This is a genomic window from Pseudomonas sp. SWRI179 (assembly GCF_014268705.1).
GTDB lineage: Bacteria > Pseudomonadota > Gammaproteobacteria > Pseudomonadales > Pseudomonadaceae > Aquipseudomonas > Aquipseudomonas zanjanensis.
Map to the genome: position 1 here is coordinate 107,809 of NZ_JABWRA010000009.1, position 14,904 is coordinate 122,712.

14 protein-coding genes and 1 pseudogene are annotated in these 14,904 nt (G+C 59.0%); 5 read left to right on the top strand and 10 right to left on the bottom strand.

The window, feature by feature from the left end; translation table 11 throughout:
• The first annotated feature begins 149 nt into the window (after window positions 1-149).
• The gene (locus tag HU767_RS07565; RefSeq protein WP_186707360.1) at window positions 150-425 is read left to right on the top strand and encodes a hypothetical protein; all 276 of its coding nucleotides are present in this window, start codon (window positions 150-152) and stop codon (window positions 423-425) included.
• Here HU767_RS07565 and HU767_RS07570 read toward each other — a convergent pair.
• Window positions 414-1,007, bottom strand: coding sequence for a DUF4291 domain-containing protein (locus HU767_RS07570; RefSeq protein WP_225917565.1), 594 nt, complete (start codon window positions 1,005-1,007; stop codon window positions 414-416). The genes HU767_RS07565 and HU767_RS07570 overlap by 12 nt on opposite strands.
• A gap of 339 nt (window positions 1,008-1,346) precedes the next feature.
• Between HU767_RS07570 and HU767_RS07575 the strand changes: the two genes are divergently transcribed.
• A complete protein-coding gene (locus tag HU767_RS07575; RefSeq protein ID WP_186707361.1) occupies window positions 1,347-1,823 on the top strand; it encodes a DUF2247 family protein in 477 nt (158 codons plus the stop codon).
• Between the two features lie 1,192 nt (window positions 1,824-3,015).
• Window positions 3,016-3,117 (top strand): annotated as a pseudogene (locus HU767_RS07580) (DUF3077 domain-containing protein); the annotation flags it as partial.
• Window positions 3,118-3,735: 618 nt separating this feature from the next.
• Here HU767_RS07580 and yghU read toward each other — a convergent pair.
• From yghU to ppk2, 9 genes are all read right to left on the bottom strand, one after another.
• Window positions 3,736-4,575, bottom strand: a complete 840-nt coding sequence (gene yghU / locus HU767_RS07585; RefSeq protein ID WP_186729079.1) for a glutathione-dependent disulfide-bond oxidoreductase — start codon at window positions 4,573-4,575, stop codon at window positions 3,736-3,738.
• A gap of 43 nt (window positions 4,576-4,618) precedes the next feature.
• The gene (locus HU767_RS07590; RefSeq protein ID WP_186729081.1) at window positions 4,619-5,353 is read right to left on the bottom strand and encodes a transporter substrate-binding domain-containing protein; all 735 of its coding nucleotides are present in this window, start codon (window positions 5,351-5,353) and stop codon (window positions 4,619-4,621) included.
• Between the two features lie 28 nt (window positions 5,354-5,381).
• Window positions 5,382-6,725 carry a diguanylate cyclase gene (locus HU767_RS07595; RefSeq protein WP_186707365.1) on the bottom strand — a complete coding sequence of 448 codons (1,344 nt, stop codon included), beginning with the start codon at window positions 6,723-6,725 and terminating at the stop codon, window positions 5,382-5,384.
• A gap of 1 nt (window position 6,726) precedes the next feature.
• Window positions 6,727-7,485, bottom strand: coding sequence for a transporter substrate-binding domain-containing protein (locus HU767_RS07600; RefSeq protein ID WP_186707366.1), 759 nt, complete (start codon window positions 7,483-7,485; stop codon window positions 6,727-6,729).
• Between the two features lie 298 nt (window positions 7,486-7,783).
• Window positions 7,784-8,551, bottom strand: coding sequence for a phosphonate ABC transporter, permease protein PhnE (gene phnE, locus HU767_RS07605; protein WP_186707367.1), 768 nt, complete (start codon window positions 8,549-8,551; stop codon window positions 7,784-7,786).
• Window positions 8,548-9,375, bottom strand: coding sequence for a phosphonate ABC transporter, permease protein PhnE (gene phnE / locus HU767_RS07610; RefSeq protein WP_186729083.1), 828 nt, complete (start codon window positions 9,373-9,375; stop codon window positions 8,548-8,550). The genes phnE (HU767_RS07605) and phnE (HU767_RS07610) overlap by 4 nt, the downstream gene beginning before the upstream one ends.
• Window positions 9,369-10,166, bottom strand: a complete 798-nt coding sequence (locus tag HU767_RS07615; RefSeq protein ID WP_186729085.1) for an ATP-binding cassette domain-containing protein — start codon at window positions 10,164-10,166, stop codon at window positions 9,369-9,371. Before HU767_RS07615 ends, phnE (HU767_RS07610) begins: the two co-directional genes overlap by 7 nt.
• Window positions 10,163-11,014: a putative selenate ABC transporter substrate-binding protein gene (locus tag HU767_RS07620; RefSeq protein ID WP_186729087.1), complete on the bottom strand. Its 852-nt coding sequence runs from the start codon at window positions 11,012-11,014 to the stop codon at window positions 10,163-10,165. The genes HU767_RS07615 and HU767_RS07620 overlap by 4 nt, the downstream gene beginning before the upstream one ends.
• 456 nt (window positions 11,015-11,470) lie before the next feature.
• Window positions 11,471-12,388, bottom strand: coding sequence for a polyphosphate kinase 2 (gene ppk2 / locus HU767_RS07625; RefSeq protein ID WP_186729089.1), 918 nt, complete (start codon window positions 12,386-12,388; stop codon window positions 11,471-11,473).
• Window positions 12,389-12,597: 209 nt separating this feature from the next.
• On the opposite strand from ppk2, the gene HU767_RS07630 reads away from it, so the two are divergent.
• Both HU767_RS07630 and HU767_RS07635 read left to right on the top strand, forming a co-directional pair.
• Window positions 12,598-13,533 carry a Ppx/GppA family phosphatase gene (locus tag HU767_RS07630; protein WP_186707372.1) on the top strand — a complete coding sequence of 312 codons (936 nt, stop codon included), beginning with the start codon at window positions 12,598-12,600 and terminating at the stop codon, window positions 13,531-13,533.
• A gap of 250 nt (window positions 13,534-13,783) precedes the next feature.
• Window positions 13,784-14,881, top strand: coding sequence for a carboxynorspermidine decarboxylase (locus HU767_RS07635; RefSeq protein WP_053122737.1), 1,098 nt, complete (start codon window positions 13,784-13,786; stop codon window positions 14,879-14,881).
• Window positions 14,882-14,904: the final 23 nt, after the last annotated feature.

Genomic DNA, 14,904 nt, shown 5'->3' on the forward strand with positions numbered 1-14,904 from the left:
GCTCAGTGAGGCCGACCGGGGCACCCGGAAAGCGATGCTGTCTTGGTTTGGAAACGTAGTCTGTCTCCGTTTTTTCCTTAGGTAGAGGCGTAAAGGTGGCGATAGTTTTTATTATTCCTTTTCATGTTCGGCCGCTTGAGTCGTCAATCATGCCGTCCGATTTTTCTGGGGCATATGTAAGTTGCTATGCGTCTGGAATTGATTATGTTGATGCTACTCAGAAAGCGCTAAAGCGGCTCTCTGATGATGGTCTGTATCCAATTGAAATTTTGGAGCCAATCCATGAGATGAACTCTGGAGACTGGTTCGAACACATAAAAGAGCAGTGGGTAGATCACTTTGAGTCTATGCCAACGCAGCTTGAGTTTGAAGAGGCGATGCAGAACAACAAAGTGGTATATGGGCCTTTTGGTTCATATTCCTAGCAGTGGAGCTTCTGGAGGTAGTAGTTTTTTTGCTTCATCCATCTGCTGATTAATTACAAGTGAATTGATCTTGTGGGCCAGTGGTGTTACGTCAGTAATCCGCTGAATCCATTCTTCGGTATATAAAAGGACGGCCTCTTGGCTGAGGCCTATCTGGATGGCGCGATACGGCAGTGGTTGCAGTAGTAGATTGCGCTCTGGGTCCCACTGAACACGTACCGAGGAGCGGCTTTTGAGTTGTTTCCATTCCTCGTGGCTCATGTTAGGTTCAGAATGGCTAGAGCAGCTATGTGCCAGTGCCCACTCGAAACCTTCGCGGGTTATGTCGATGGCAAGGATGCGTTTTTGGCCTTCGTCCTTGAATCCCCAACCGGCGCGATACATCATCCACAGAAATGATGGCTTAATCCACGTCATGCGCTCCATTTTAAAGGGAGGCGAAACAAACGTTCCGCGTGTTAACGCACTGTCGGCAATAGCATCGGAATAGGCTTGATAAACACGAATGGTTTTATCGTCATAAACAGCGCGGATTTGTTGGAGAGCGGTTTGATACATTGTTTTTTCCTCGCTGTAAGTCATCGGTTTGAAAGGTCTTTTTATGAGGGCGCCGCGGATGAAGGGAGCGGTCGTGCATGATCAGCCAAGGATACTCCTATGGAGAAAGCCTGAAGACCCCTCGGCTGGGAATGGGGCCTCTCTACGGTAAACCAAGGAACCACCACCATTCGTTCCCGCCAGGCAGGAAAAATGGAAGTAGGCCGCATTTTCTGATGAAATTGAAGCAAAGATTGGACGGCGAGCTCAACGAGGCCGTCCGGGGCGCCTGGGAAAGCGATTACTGTCTTAATTTAGAAAACGTGGTCTATCTCCGTTTCCCCCCGGCTGCCTAACCAGAGTCTCAAAAATAGGATGGAAAAAATGTCTCCGTTCAAGATACTGATTGGGTTGGGTTTGATGAGTTGGTCGACACTTGTTTTTGGGTTTAGAAGGGGGTGGGTAAAGAGAGAGGACATTTTTGATTACGCTGTCAATCAGCTTGTGAGTGGCAGTCATGCTAGTAATGAGAATGTCGCTATCATTGCCGGGGGGGAGGATTTAAGTGATGATGAGCTTATTGGTCTGATTTCAACGTTAGAGAGCACAAGTAGGGCTTCAGACGTAGATAAGTGGCGACTGGGATTCTTATTATGGATAGAAGCATTAGATGGCTCTTACGAAGAGAAGATAAATTTCCTTCAGGAAGCTTATGCGGATTTTGACTACCCAGAGGATATGTCTTCTTGCAGCTTATATTCTCAAGATGAGATTCCTCCGCTTTTAGCAATGCGTGATGTTGTGGCTGCATTGAAAGAACGGTTTTTGCTTGGGAGAAGCGGGGCAGACCACGTTCTCTGATGAAGTTGAAGCAATTATCGGACGGAGAACTCAGCGAGGCCGGCCGGGAGGTGCAGCGCAGCGATTGCTGTCTTGGTTTTTGGAAATGTGGTCTGTCGCCGTTTACTCGCAAAAACTGGTGAAATGAATTTGATGAAATACTACGAAGCCGATAGCGTTAGGATAAAATTTGACCGATTAATTGCGAGTGAGAGCGATGTCAAGAATTTTATTTGTATCTCTAAGCGTCCTTAGAATATTGGGTTTGCCGCTGGTGTTGTCTGGTTGTTTTCTGGCACAGAACTTGGAGGAACAAGTTTTTTTATACGAGTTGCGCATTGTAAATAAACTTGCAGTGCCAATAGCTTACTGTGAAGACTTCGAAGCTGCGTCTTGTCCTAACGTGGTCCAGAGTGGAGGAAGCGAGCGAGAAATTTTCAGTTCGCATGTCGAAAATCGCACTGATGAAGAGACGCTAAGGTCATTCAATCGCCAAAAGATCAAGATCTGTGGGAAGCTCGTTGAACTCAAGCTAATCAGCTCAGTTTCACCGGTAGTCAAGCATGACAAAGATCATTTCGAGATCATCATCGACACTTCGGTGAGCGATACGTTTTGCCAGTCGGAGGTATCAGGATAACGGGGGACAAATCCTGAGGGATCACCATAAATCTGCTCCAATACCTGTGCCTCTTGATGTACCCCTGCTCGCAACGCGTGCTCAAGCCTCTCAAAGGTGCTTCGAGAATTTGAGCTGCGTCCGCAAAACGTGTCTGTCCCTGATGGACTGCGAGCATTGGGGCTCGTGTAGGAAACTTCTGAAAATCCCACCAAAAGCACTATTCTATTCCTAAGCCTCTCGCCGAAGGTTTTCTGTCGCGTTACGCTCTGGATGTCGCTGCACATTCAGCGACCGGGCTTGGTAACCCGGTGGAATAAGGCGTAACAGTGCACAGACAGGATTGCAGGCTTTCAGGCCTGCGATTTTGTTTTATGGCAGCTGTGCGTGGGACGTCTTCTGACGTGCCGGTTCCTTGATTCCCCGGTTTACCAACCTGCGCACAGCTGCCACCCATTCGCTTGGTAACGGATGCGGCAGCTCTTCGAATCAAGGGAGTTGAACAATGCATATCAATAGATCAAAAAAACGGCCTCATCTGCTCCGCAGCTCTGTATCGCGGTCCTGCTGCATCTCAGTCAGTGGAGATCGCAAATGACCGAACGATCAGAAGCAAAAACCGTCGGCCACACCCCATTTCATTATTGCTCCGACCGTCCGCTGTTCCGCGTTAACGGCGGTGTCCCGTTAACGAAGTAACGAAGGTAGGACTGAAAAATATGGCCTTTTACATTGAAATGGACAAGATTGCTGATACCGAGGAGTACGTTGACTACTCTTTTGGGCGGGGTGCGGATGTTGGTGTTCTTAGGCTAAACAAAGTGCGGGGAACGCTAACGGTACTTGCTGCGTGCCCATTAGACCAAGACGGAGAATGGATGCAGAGGGCAAGCATGAAATTAGCGAGGCTCTGGAAGGAAGGTATATATCCTGAAAAAACTCAATGGGCCTCGTAAGTCAGGGGGCGCGGGGGCAGCCTATGAGGGGGGCGATTTATTTACTGAAATCAAGAAGTTGGAATTTCTGCAAAGACCTGCAAGAGTCGGTAGCCGTGTATCGCTGGCAAACCGTTTTTTTGCAGAGCGGGAGTTGGCGAGTTTGTTTGCGAAGACGTCTGCACATTCAGCATCGAGGCGAACTGATCCACCGCTTTCGCGAGCAGGCTCGCTCCCACAGGGGGCTGTATTGGTCAGAAAACTGAGGTTCACCGCCGATCCAGTGTGGGAGCGAGCCTGCTCGCGATGATGTCGGCACATTCAGCATCGATGTTAGCTGATCCACCGCTTTCGCGAGCAAGCCCGCTCCCACAGGGCCTCAGCCCAAATCCCCAGCCGCATGCCGCTCCGGCACCTGGCTCGCTTCATCGCCCCACGTGCGGTTGACCCGCTGCCCACGCTTTACGGCCGGGCGCTTGGCGATCTCTTCCGCCCAGCGCTGCACATGGGTGTACTCGTGAGCACTCAGGAATTCGGCGGCGCCGTACACGTTGTTGCGCACCAGTTGCCCATACCAGGGCCAGACCGCGATGTCGGCGATGGTGTAGTCATCGCCGGCCAGGTATTGGCTTTCGCCAAGGCGGCGGTCCAGGACGTCGAGTTGGCGCTTGGCTTCCATGGTGAAGCGATTGATCGGGTATTCGAGTTTCTCCGGCGCGTAGGCGTAGAAATGCCCGAAGCCACCGCCCAGGTACGGTGCAGAGCCCATCTGCCAGAACAGCCAATTCAGGGTTTCGGTGCGACCTGCCGGGTCGGTGGGCAGGAGGGCGCCGAATTTTTCCGCCAGGTACAGCAGGATCGAACCGGACTCGAAGACACGGATGGCGGGTTCCACGCTGCGGTCCAGCAGGGCCGGGATCTTGGAGTTGGGGTTGACCTCGACAAAGCCGCTGGAGAACTGATCGCCCTCGTTGATGCGGATCAGCCAGGCGTCGTACTCCGCGCCCGCATGACCCAGCGCCAGCAGCTCCTCCAGCAGGATGGTCACCTTCACGCCGTTGGGCGTGGCCAGGGAGTAGAGCTGCAGCGGGTGCTTGCCAACGGGCAAGGTTTTTTCGTGGGTCGGCCCGGCGACCGGGCGGTTGATGCTGGCGAAATGGCCGCCAGACGGGGCGTCGTTTTTCCAGACCTTGGGCGGAACGTAGGACGCTTTACTCATCGGGACATACCTCATCGTTGCTTGCGGTGTGATCCCCCAGAGTCTACCGCTGTTCGTTCATGATTCGTGCGACTTCACCGGATGCCTTGAGTTTTTCGAAAGCGAGTTGGGCCTTGGCGACGACTTCATCCGGCGTGCTCAGGCTGAAGGCCAGGTGGACCCTGTGGGGTTGTTCGTCGAGGGTATAGACCTCTTCCAGCGAAGTGAAATCCACCTGGGCATCCTTGCTCATCAGGCGCGCGGTATTCTCCGGCATCGGCAGTAACTGGATCTGGCGATTCAGCAGTTTTTCAAAGTTGTCGTGGTTGTTGGCCGAGATGACCAGCCGGGTGAATCCACGTTGTTGCAGGTAGATCTGCTTGGCGTCGTTTCGCACCACGCCGATGCTGTACTGCTTGGCTTCTTCGAGGCTGTTGACGGCGATGTCTTTATTGTCGCGCAATTTATAGAGCCGGCTCGCCACGCGATGTATTTCACCCACCCATTTGAATAATTGTTCGCGGGCCGGGGTGCGGTCCAACGGGAAGATCAGCACGTTGGGCTCGTGCAGCGCCTTTTCGTAGGCCCGGGCCCATGGGTACAGCGACAGGCTGTAATCGGTGAGCTGCGCGCTTTTCAGCGTTTCTTCGGCGATGCGAATGCCCGGCCCGATGACCTTGTCGTCACGCTGATGGGCGTACAGGGAGTCTTCGGTCACGACTTCGATCGTGTCGGCGTGGCTGTGCAGGCTGATCGAGGCGAGTAGCAAGCACGAGCAGAGTATCAGGCGATAGTGCATAGATAGACCTCATGGCGCGCGAGAGTAATTACAGGGCGACGCGGTCGCGTCCCTGGTGTTTGGCCCGGTACAGCGCCTGGTCGGCGCGTTGCAACAGTTGATCGAAATGGTCCATGGTCTGCGTGTCCAACTCGGCGACGCCGATGCTCACGGTGACGAAAGGTGAAACCTTGGAACCGCTGTGGGGCAGCTCACGTTCCGCCAGGCTGGCGCGCAAGCGTTGGGCGGCTTCGCAGGCTTGGGCCGCGTCGACGTTGGGCAGGACCACGACGAACTCTTCGCCGCCTACGCGGGCGGTCAGTTCGCCTGAGCGGCCGAACACAGTGCGCAGGGTTTCGGCGATCTCTTTCAGGCACAGGTCGCCCTGCATGTGGCCGTAGGTGTCGTTGTAGATCTTGAAGAAATCGACGTCGCACATGAGCACGGCCAGCGGGGTGTTGTGGCGGATCGCCCGGCGAAACTCGATCTCCTTCAATTCGTCGAAATAGCGACGGTTGGCCAGGCCCGTCAAGGCATCGTGACGGGACAGCGCTTCAAGCGACTGGTTCGCCGCCTTCAGTTCCGCGGTGCGTGCCTCGACCAGTTCGGCCATTTGATCGCGGCTGGCGGCCAAGGCCAGTTCGTCCGAGTGTTGGCGTTCGAGGTGCGCGCGCAGATTGTCCTGGAGTTCATTGACCTGGAACTCGAGCAGGCTCAGTTCGTCCTGGCGCTGCACCGCTCGTTGCAGCTTGAGATGATGCTTGAGGGTGTGCGGCGCGAGTTCACCCAGATGACGGGCGATATGCACCACATGCACGGTCACCAGGCGGTTGAACATGGTCATGACCAACCCAGCCAGCAGCAAGGACTGGATGAGCTGGGTGATGACGATGCCGCGTGCTTCGCTCCAGAGGCGCTCCCACAGCAGGTTATTGTCGCCTTCAATGGTCAGCTCACCGACTTTTTCATGGGCCCCGGCGTAGGGGTGGGCGATAAGCTGGCGATGCAGCACCGGCACCACGCCCGATTGATCGACGGTGTAGCGCTTGAGTTCGATGACTTCCGGCGCTTGTCCCGGGCGCAAGATGTTCAACACCACGCGACCCACGGGAGCGGCCGCGGCGACGCTGGTGATTTGCTGGTCGAGAGATTCACGATCCAGTTCCCAAATGGCGTAGGCCAGGGTGTTCTGGAAGACCTGATCGATCAGGGCCAATTCCGAATTCATGTCCGCCAGGTTGTTTTCCCAGGCCTGCCAGGTGCGCCAGGTCACCATGGCCAGGGTAAAGACCAGGCAGAACAACAGCGTTGCCAGCACAAGGCGCCGGCCCAGGGAACTGAACGCCTTGGTCGCTGGTGGCAGGGAGGACGTCGTGCGGAAAGGGTCACCCATGTCATAACCATTTGCGCAGGATGGCGTCGTAGACCCCGTTGCGCCGGATGGTTTCAAGGCCGACGCGGAACTTCTCCACGGTTTCGGCCGGCGTCTTGCGGCTGAACGCCATGTTCAGGCCGTCCGGGCTGCTCAGTTCGGGTAGCGCCAGGGAGCGGATCAGCACCTTGTCCGGGTCTTCGCCGTTCTGGCGCGTCAGGTACAGCGCGTTGAGCTCATTGGAAATCCACAGCTCCACGTGATCGACCTTGAGCTTGCGGTAGTTGTGTTCGTACTTGGTGCTCGACTGCAAGTCTTCGCCGATGCGAAAGCCTTTCGAGACCAGGTACTGCTCGCCCACGTCCTGATTGACCGTGGCGATCTGATGACCATGGGCATCGGCCAGCGAGTTGAGTTTTACCGGCCGGTCTGCCAGGGAATAGATGTACCACTGCGTCGGGCCAATGGTGCCGACCCACTGGAAAAGCGATTGCCGTGCAGGCGTGCGGACGATCGAATAGATCAGCACATTGCTTTCATTGAGCGCCATTTCGTAGGCTCGGGCCCAGGGCATGGGCTGGATGGGTGCGTCCATGCCGACTTCCTTGAGCACGGCCTGGACCACCTCGGTGCTCATGCCGGTCACGCGCCCGTCCTGCGTCATGTTGTAGGGCGGCAACTCCTCCGTCACGATGCGCAGCGGTGTCTCTGCCGCGCAAGCGCTTGCAGCGAGGAACATCAGGACGCCCCACATCAGCAGGCGATTCAGCGGCAAACCCATTGATCATTACCCTATGCAACTGGCAGAGCCCGGCAAGGCCAGGGGCTATCATTGATAGGGTTATCGGCTGGGCTGGCGCCGGCTTGAATCCGGCCTGTCGGAACCGCAAGCCCAGCCGATGGGGGGCGGTAAATGCCCAGAGGAAAGCTTTTGTGGGAGCGGGCTTGCTCGCGAACGCAGACTGTCAGCCAACGATGATGTTGAATCTGATAATGCCTTCGCGAGCAAGCCCGCTCCCACGGGGTTGCGCAGTCTTTTTTGGGATGGGCTCACGCCACATCAACGCAAGGTAACGCCCTCAAGCCTTGACCCAACGCTGGCGACTCCAACCGCTTAACGTATCGACGGCCAACACCAGCAACAGCATCGCCAGAATCACCGTGCTGCCTTGGGCTTCCTGGAACAGGCTGAGGCTGACGTAGAGCATTTGCCCCAAGCCCCCGGCACCGACGAAGCCGAGCACGCTGGCCATGCGGATATTGTTTTCCCAGCGATACAGGACATAGGCCAGCAGTTGCGGCAGGAGATTGGGCAGCGTGCCGTAACAGAACGCCAACACGGCGTTGCCGCCTTGCAGGCGGATGGCGTCGGCAGGTTCGGAGGGGGTATTTTCCAGGGCTTCGGCGAACAGCCGGCCGAGCACGCCGGTGGTGTGCAGGGCCAAGGCCAGGGTGCCGGCATTCGGGCCAAGCCCGGCGGCCAGGACCATCAGCGCGGCCCACACCAGTTCTGGAACGGCACGCAAGGCGTTGAGCACCAGGCGCGATGCGCTCTGCAGGGGCCAGCCAAAGCGCCCGGCTGCCGGCAAGGCCAACAGCAGGCCGAACACCGCTGCGAGCAGGGTGCCCAGGGCCGACATGGCCAGGGTTTCCAGGGCGCCGTGACCGATCGCCTTCAAATGGGCCGGGCTCAGGTCTGGACTGAAGAAACGCTGCGCATAAGCGCCCATCTGGTGCAGATTGCGACTGTCGCCGAGTTCGCCCAGGTCGATGCCGAGGTAAACGAACGAGGCGATGACCGCCGCGCCGAGGCACAGGACAATGGCCGCGTTGATCAGGCGATTCATGCCAGCCTCCAGCGCAGCAGGCGGCTGAGTTGATCGGCGAGCAGCACCAGTGCCAGGAATGTCAGCAGCAGGCTGGCCACTTCGCCGCCGGCGAACATGCGCAGCGACAGGTCCATCTGCTGGCCCAGGCCCCCGGCACCGACGAAACCCATCACCACCGAGGCGCGGATCGCGCACTCCCAGCGATACACCGTGTACGACAACAGTTCCGCCGCGACATTGGGCAGGATCCCGTAGCAGAAGGCGGCGAGTCGGCTGCTGCCGGACTGCAAGAGTGCGTGGGCCGGACGCTGGTCGACCGATTCGTAGATTTCCGCGTAGACCTTGCCCAGCATGCCGCTGTAGGTAATCGCGATCGCCAGTACGCCGGCCGTGGGGCCGAGGCCGACGGCGCGGACGAAGAGCAGTGCCCAGACGATTTCCGGGACGCTGCGCAAGAAGATCAACAGGCCGCGTACCGGCCAGCGCAGCAGTTGGCCCCAATAGCCAGGGTGGCCGGCACGGGAGGCCGCCGACAGTGACAGGGCGCGGCTGGCCAGCAGGCTCGCGGGCACCGCCAGCAGCAACGCCAGGGCCATGCCCGCCGTGGCGATGGCCAGCGTCTGCAAGGTGGCCTGCCACAGCAGTTCAACGAATTCGTCGCCATGGGCGGGCGGCCAGAACGCCGCGACAAAGCGGCCCATCTCGCTCTGGCTGTCACTCGCGACCAATACGCTGAGGTCCAATTCGCTGAACCGGATGCCCGGCCACAGCAGCACAAGGGCCAGCAAGCTGATCAGCAGGCGAGGGCGGGTGGCGGGGTCTCGGGTATCGCGTGTCAGCATCGGGGGATCTGCACGCTCAAGGTAGTAGGGGGCGTTGGTGAAGGCTGCAGTTGATCGTTGGCGTAGAGCGTGTCGAGCAGCGGACGGTCGACCGCCTCGGTGGGCAGGTCGAACAGGATCTGCCCCTCACGCAGGCCAATGACCCGGGAAAAATGCGCCAAGGCCAGTTCCACCGCGTGCAGGCTGGCGACCAGGGTCACGTTGTGTTCCCGGGCATGCTGGCAAAGCACCGAAAGCGTATGTTCGGCCAATACCGGGTCCATGGCCGAAACCGGCTCGTCGGCCAGCAACACCTCCGGCGCCTGGTACAACACTCGGGCGATGCCCACGCGTTGCAGTTGACCGCCGGACAGTTGCTGGCATTGCGCGAACAGTTTGTCGCCCAGGTCCAGCCGGGCCAATGCCGCCCTGGCGCCGGGAATGTCCAGCGGGTGCAGCAGATTCAACAGGCTTTTACCAATGCCCCACTGACCGAGCTTTCCGGCCAGGACCGCCGTGACCACCCGCTGGCGTGGCGGCAGGGGCGGCGCTTGGTGGATCAGGCCGATGCGCGCGCGCAAGCGCTGCCGCTGACGGGCAGGCAGCTGCCAGGCTCGCTCGCCGAGCAGTTGCACCTCGCCGCTGCCCGGGCGCAGGGCGGTGGCCAGCAGGTTGAGCAGGCTCGACTTGCCGGCACCGGACGGGCCGATGACCGCGACCTGTTCGCCGGCGCCGATGTGCAAGTCGATGCCTCGCAACGCCTGGACGCCGTTGGCATGGGTCACGCTGACCTGGGTCAGTTGCAGGGTCATTTGAGCAGTTCGGCGGCGCGCGCGGCGTCCTCGATGCCCTTGTAGTTCTCAGGCTTGGTTTCGATGAAGCGGCTGGCGGCTTGCAGGTCGAGGATTTCCTTGTCCTTCGGGTTGGCCGGATCGAGGGCCAGGAAGGCCGCCTTGATCTTGGCCGCCAACGCCGGGTCGAGGGTTCCGCGCACGGTCCAGTTGTAGTCGAAGTAGGTGGGGGTGGTGGCGAACACCTTGACCTTGGCCGTGTCTACCTTGCCGGCCGCGACCAGTTTTTCCCAGACGCTGGCGTTTAGCACCCCGGCGTCTACCTTGCCGGCCTGGACCCAGGCGACGGTGGCGTCATGGGCGCCCGAATAACCCACGCGGCTGAAGTAGGTTTCCGGCTTGATGCCGTCCTGGAGCATGAAATAGCGCGGCATGAGGCTGCCGGACGTCGACGACACCGAACCAAAGGCGAAACTCTTGCCTTTGAGGTCGGCCAGGGATTTGACGGCAGGGTCGGCGGTGATGAATTTACTGGTGAACTGGGCGTCCTGTTCGCGCTGGACCAGGGGGATGGCGTTGCCGGTTTTCAGGCGCGCCTGTACGAAGGTGAAGCCACCCAGCCAGGCCATGTCGATCCGGTCGGTGGCCAGCGCCTCGACTACGGCCGGGTAGTCGCTCACGGGGACGAACTCGACCTTCATGCCGGTCTGCTGTTCCAGGTAAGCCCCCAGTGGCTTGAACTTGCGCAGCAGCTCGGTCGGGGCTTCGTCGGGAATCGCGCTGACTTTCAGGGTGTCGGCGGCCTGCGCCAGCCAACTGCAAAACGACAGGGCAACACCAGCGGCCAACGCCAAGGACGGCTTGAGCATGAAGGATCTCCGATACAGGAAGGCAAGGAAATATTGAAGCGTCAGCCCACAGGGGTGGTACGCCGTTCTGTGAGGGTAGACGAAGGAAAGGGATGTTAACCGTTTCTGGCTATGAACTCACCCAGCCCACAGGGGAATTGGGCCAGGCATCAATAGTGGCAGCGCCTCGGAACAGTGTGGGAGCGAGCCTGCTCGCGAAGGCGTCCGGACAGTTGAATGGATGTTGGCTGATGCACCGCTTTCGCGAGCAGGCTCGCTCCCACAGGGGAATTGGGCCAGGCATCAATAGTGGCAGCGCCTCGGAACAGTGTGGGAGCGAGCCTGCTCGCGAAGGCGTCCGGTCAGTTGAATGGATGTTGGCTGATGCACCGCTTTCGCGAGCAGGCTCGCTCCCACATAGATATGTGACGGCAGGAGGTGAACAAGCCGATGCCGGGCGTCCCTGCCAGGCGGGTCTCAATAGACCAGGGGCACGATCAGCTCCGGTGGCGTCGGGCTGCGGGAATAGTCTTCCTGCCGTACCCGCTGCGGCAGCTCGATGGTCGGCAGTTCCACTTCTTCATAGGGCATTTGCCCCAGCAGGTGATGGATGCAGTTGAGCCGGGCCTTTTTCTTGTCGTCGGCGTGCACCACCCACCAGGGGGCCTCGGCGATGTGCGTGCGCTCAAGCATGATTTCCTTGGCCTTGGTATAGGCCTCCCAGCGCCGACGGGACTCCAGGTCCATGGGGCTGAGCTTCCATTGCTTGAGCGGGTCATGAATGCGGCTGAGAAAGCGCAGGTGCTGTTCCTGGTCGGAAATGGAGAACCAGTACTTGATCAGCTGGATGCCGGAGCGGGCGAGCATCCGCTCGAATTCCGGCACGGTACGGAAGAACTCTTCGTACTGGTCGTCGGTGCAGAAGCCCATGACCTGTTCGACCCCGGCGCGGTTGTACCAGCTGCGGTCGAACAGCACGATCTCACCCGCCGCCGGCAGGTGCGAGACGTAGCGCTGGAAATACCATTGAGTCCGTTCACGGTCGTTGGGGGCGGGCAGGGCGGCAACGCGACACACCCGGGGATTGAGTCGCTGGGTAATGCGCTTGATCACGCCACCCTTGCCGGCGGCGTCCCGTCCTTCGAACAGGATCACGACCTTGTGCCCGGTCTTGACCACCCAGCTTTGCAGCTTTACCAGTTCGCCCTGGAGGCGGAACAGTTCGCTGAAATACAGTCGGCGGCTTTCCTTTTCGCTGCTTTGCGGGGCGTGTTCATCGAACAGGGCGTTCAGGTCATGCCCGTCTTCGGACAACTCCAGCTCCAGTTCTTCGTCACTGTGATCGAGCAACTCGCGGTGGATGCGCTGTACCAAGGTGTCCTGGGTTAAAAGCATGGTGGAGAACTCGGTCGTGGAGGCGCGATCCACGCTATCTGCAGTTTGTTACATAGTAGTGACGTCATCTACGCTTCATGAGTTTGTCGTTGGCTAAAACAGGGAGTGTCATCCAGGTGTCATCGAACGCGTGGCAGGATCCTCGCAAATCATTGTGGGATGCTCGGCAGCGCTTGTGCCTGCTGGCTGATGAATCAAGGAATACCGCTATGAAAGGCGACGCCCCCCTGTTCGCGGCCATTGACCTGGGTTCCAACGCCTTTCGCCTGATGATTGGTCAGTCGGTCAGGCGCAATCGACAGAGGGTGATCCAGGAAGTGAAAACCTTGCGCGAGCCGGTCCGATTGGCCGAGGGCTTGCAGGCCGGGGCGCTGGACGAGCTGGCGCTGGATCGAGGCTGGCAGGCCCTGGCCCGATTCGGCAAGAAACTGCGCGGCTTTGAAGCCGGGCGGGTGCGGGCGGTAGCGACCAGTGCCGTGCGCGAAGCGGCCAATGCCCAGCTGTTCCTGGCCAGTGCCGAGCGGCACCTGGGGTTTCGGATCGACGTGCTGTCGGGGCATGAAGAGGCCCGGCTGGTGTATGCCGGCGTGGCCCATACGGTGCCCGGCGTTGAACAGACGCGATTGGTGGTGGACATCGGCGGTGGCTCGACCGAACTGATCTTGGGGCAGGGCGCCCAACCGCTGTTGACGGAGAGCATTGCCATTGGCAGTGGCACCTTTGGCGCGCGTTACTTTCCGGGCGGACGCATCACCGCTCAGGCGCTGCTGGAGGCTGAACGCGTAGCCGTCCTGCAGTTTGAAGCAGTGGCGGCGCATTATCGCGCGCAGGGCTGGCAGCAAGTGATCGGCTCATCCGGTACGGCGCGGATGTTGGCCAAGGTGCTCAAGGCCAATGGCCTCAACGACTTCGGACAAGGCGGCATCACCTACGGCGGGTTGCTGCGCCTGTCGCTGCGGCTGCTGGAAGTCGGGCATGTCGATCAACTCAGGTTGGCCGGCTTGCAACGCCATCGCCTGGGCATCTTGCCCGGTGGCCTGGCGATCATGCTGGCGGCGTTCAAGGTCTTCGGTATTACAGGCATGCTCGCTAGCGAAGCGGGCCTCAGGTTCGGTGTGCTCCATGGCCTGATGTATAAAAGCTGATCACGGACGGTTAACCCGCCGTGCCGCTTATCCGTGACGGCTCAAGGTCGAGCGTCAGCGCTTTTTGATTATCCCTTCGTTGCCAGATCCAGCCTCTTGTCGCCTGGGCGGCCGGTACGTCCGGTTATCGCAAAGCGTCGGCCTGGATCAGGATGATTGCGCGAACGAGGCTTTTCGCTCTTTCGATCTGCAGTCAGTGAAGGCACAATGCGCATCCTTTTTTGGCTCGCCTTGCCCGGAGGCCTCGAAAATGATCAAAACGCCGTACTACCTCATCGACAAACAAAAGCTGCTGGCGAACATGCAGAAGATCGCCTATGTGCGTGAGCAGTCCGGGGCCAAGGCCTTGCTGGCGCTCAAGTGCTTCGCCACCTGGTCGGTGTTCGACCTGATGCAGCAGTACATGGACGGCACCACCTCGTCGTCGCTTTACGAGCTCAAGCTCGGCCGGCAGAAATTCGCCGGCGAGACCCATGCCTACAGCGTGGCCTGGGCCGACGATGAGATCGAGGAGATGCTCGCCAACTGCGACAAGATCATCTTCAACTCCATCGGCCAATTACAGCGCTACACCGAAGCGTCCGCCGGCAAGGTCCGTGGCTTGCGGGTCAATCCGCAGGTGAGCAGCTCCGATTACCTGCTGGCCGACCCGGCGCGACCGTTCAGCCGCCTGGGCGAGTGGGATCCGGTGAAGATCGAGCAGGTCATCGAGCACATCTCCGGCTTCATGTTCCACAACAACTGCGAGAACGGCGATTTCGGCCTGTTCGACCAGATGCTGGGCACTATCGAAGAACGCTTTGGTCACTTGCTGCATAAGGTCGAGTGGGTCAGCCTCGGTGGCGGCATCCATTTCACCGGCGAGGGCTACGCCCTGGACGCCTTTTGCGCACGGCTCAAGGCCTTCTCGCAAAAGTATGGCGTGCAGGTCTACCTGGAGCCGGGCGAGGCCGCGATCACCCAGAGCGCGTCGCTGGAAGTCACCGTGCTCGATACGCTCTACAACGGCAAGCACCTGGCCGTGGTGGACAGCTCCATCGAGGCGCACATGCTCGATCTGCTGATCTATCGCCTGGACGCCAAGCTGGCACCGAGCGAGGGCGAACACACCTACATGGTGTGCGGCAAATCCTGTCTGGCCGGAGACATCTTTGGCGAATACAAATTCGATCGTCCGTTGTCCATCGGCGATCGGCTGTCGTTCATCGACGCAGCGGGCTACACCATGGTCAAGAAAAACTGGTTCAACGGCCTGAAGATGCCGTCCATCGTTGTGAAGCAACTCGACGGCAGCGTCGAGGTGGTTCGCGAGTTTGTTTACGACGACTACTTGTCCAGCCTCTCTTGAGCTGGCGGAAGGAGAAATAAAGA

What these genes read in the sequence shown, in the direction of transcription:
- HU767_RS07620 (WP_186729087.1), bottom strand. Translation starts at nt 11,014, where the DNA reads ATGCTCAAGCCGTCCTTGGCGTTGGCCGCTGGTGTTGCCCTGTCGTTT.
- HU767_RS07635 (WP_053122737.1), top strand. Translation starts at nt 13,784, where the DNA reads ATGATCAAAACGCCGTACTACCTCATCGACAAACAAAAGCTGCTGGCG.
- HU767_RS07600 (WP_186707366.1), bottom strand. Translation starts at nt 7,485, where the DNA reads ATGGGTTTGCCGCTGAATCGCCTGCTGATGTGGGGCGTCCTGATGTTC.
- HU767_RS07615 (WP_186729085.1), bottom strand. Translation starts at nt 10,166, where the DNA reads ATGACCCTGCAACTGACCCAGGTCAGCGTGACCCATGCCAACGGCGTC.
- HU767_RS07595 (WP_186707365.1), bottom strand. Translation starts at nt 6,725, where the DNA reads ATGGGTGACCCTTTCCGCACGACGTCCTCCCTGCCACCAGCGACCAAG.
- HU767_RS07575 (WP_186707361.1), top strand. Translation starts at nt 1,347, where the DNA reads ATGTCTCCGTTCAAGATACTGATTGGGTTGGGTTTGATGAGTTGGTCG.
- phnE (WP_186707367.1), bottom strand. Translation starts at nt 8,551, where the DNA reads ATGAATCGCCTGATCAACGCGGCCATTGTCCTGTGCCTCGGCGCGGCG.
- ppk2 (WP_186729089.1), bottom strand. Translation starts at nt 12,388, where the DNA reads ATGCTTTTAACCCAGGACACCTTGGTACAGCGCATCCACCGCGAGTTG.
- HU767_RS07590 (WP_186729081.1), bottom strand. Translation starts at nt 5,353, where the DNA reads ATGCACTATCGCCTGATACTCTGCTCGTGCTTGCTACTCGCCTCGATC.
- phnE (WP_186729083.1), bottom strand. Translation starts at nt 9,375, where the DNA reads ATGCTGACACGCGATACCCGAGACCCCGCCACCCGCCCTCGCCTGCTG.
- HU767_RS07630 (WP_186707372.1), top strand. Translation starts at nt 12,598, where the DNA reads ATGAAAGGCGACGCCCCCCTGTTCGCGGCCATTGACCTGGGTTCCAAC.
- HU767_RS07565 (WP_186707360.1), top strand. Translation starts at nt 150, where the DNA reads ATGCCGTCCGATTTTTCTGGGGCATATGTAAGTTGCTATGCGTCTGGA.
- yghU (WP_186729079.1), bottom strand. Translation starts at nt 4,575, where the DNA reads ATGAGTAAAGCGTCCTACGTTCCGCCCAAGGTCTGGAAAAACGACGCC.
- HU767_RS07570 (WP_225917565.1), bottom strand. Translation starts at nt 1,007, where the DNA reads ATGACTTACAGCGAGGAAAAAACAATGTATCAAACCGCTCTCCAACAA.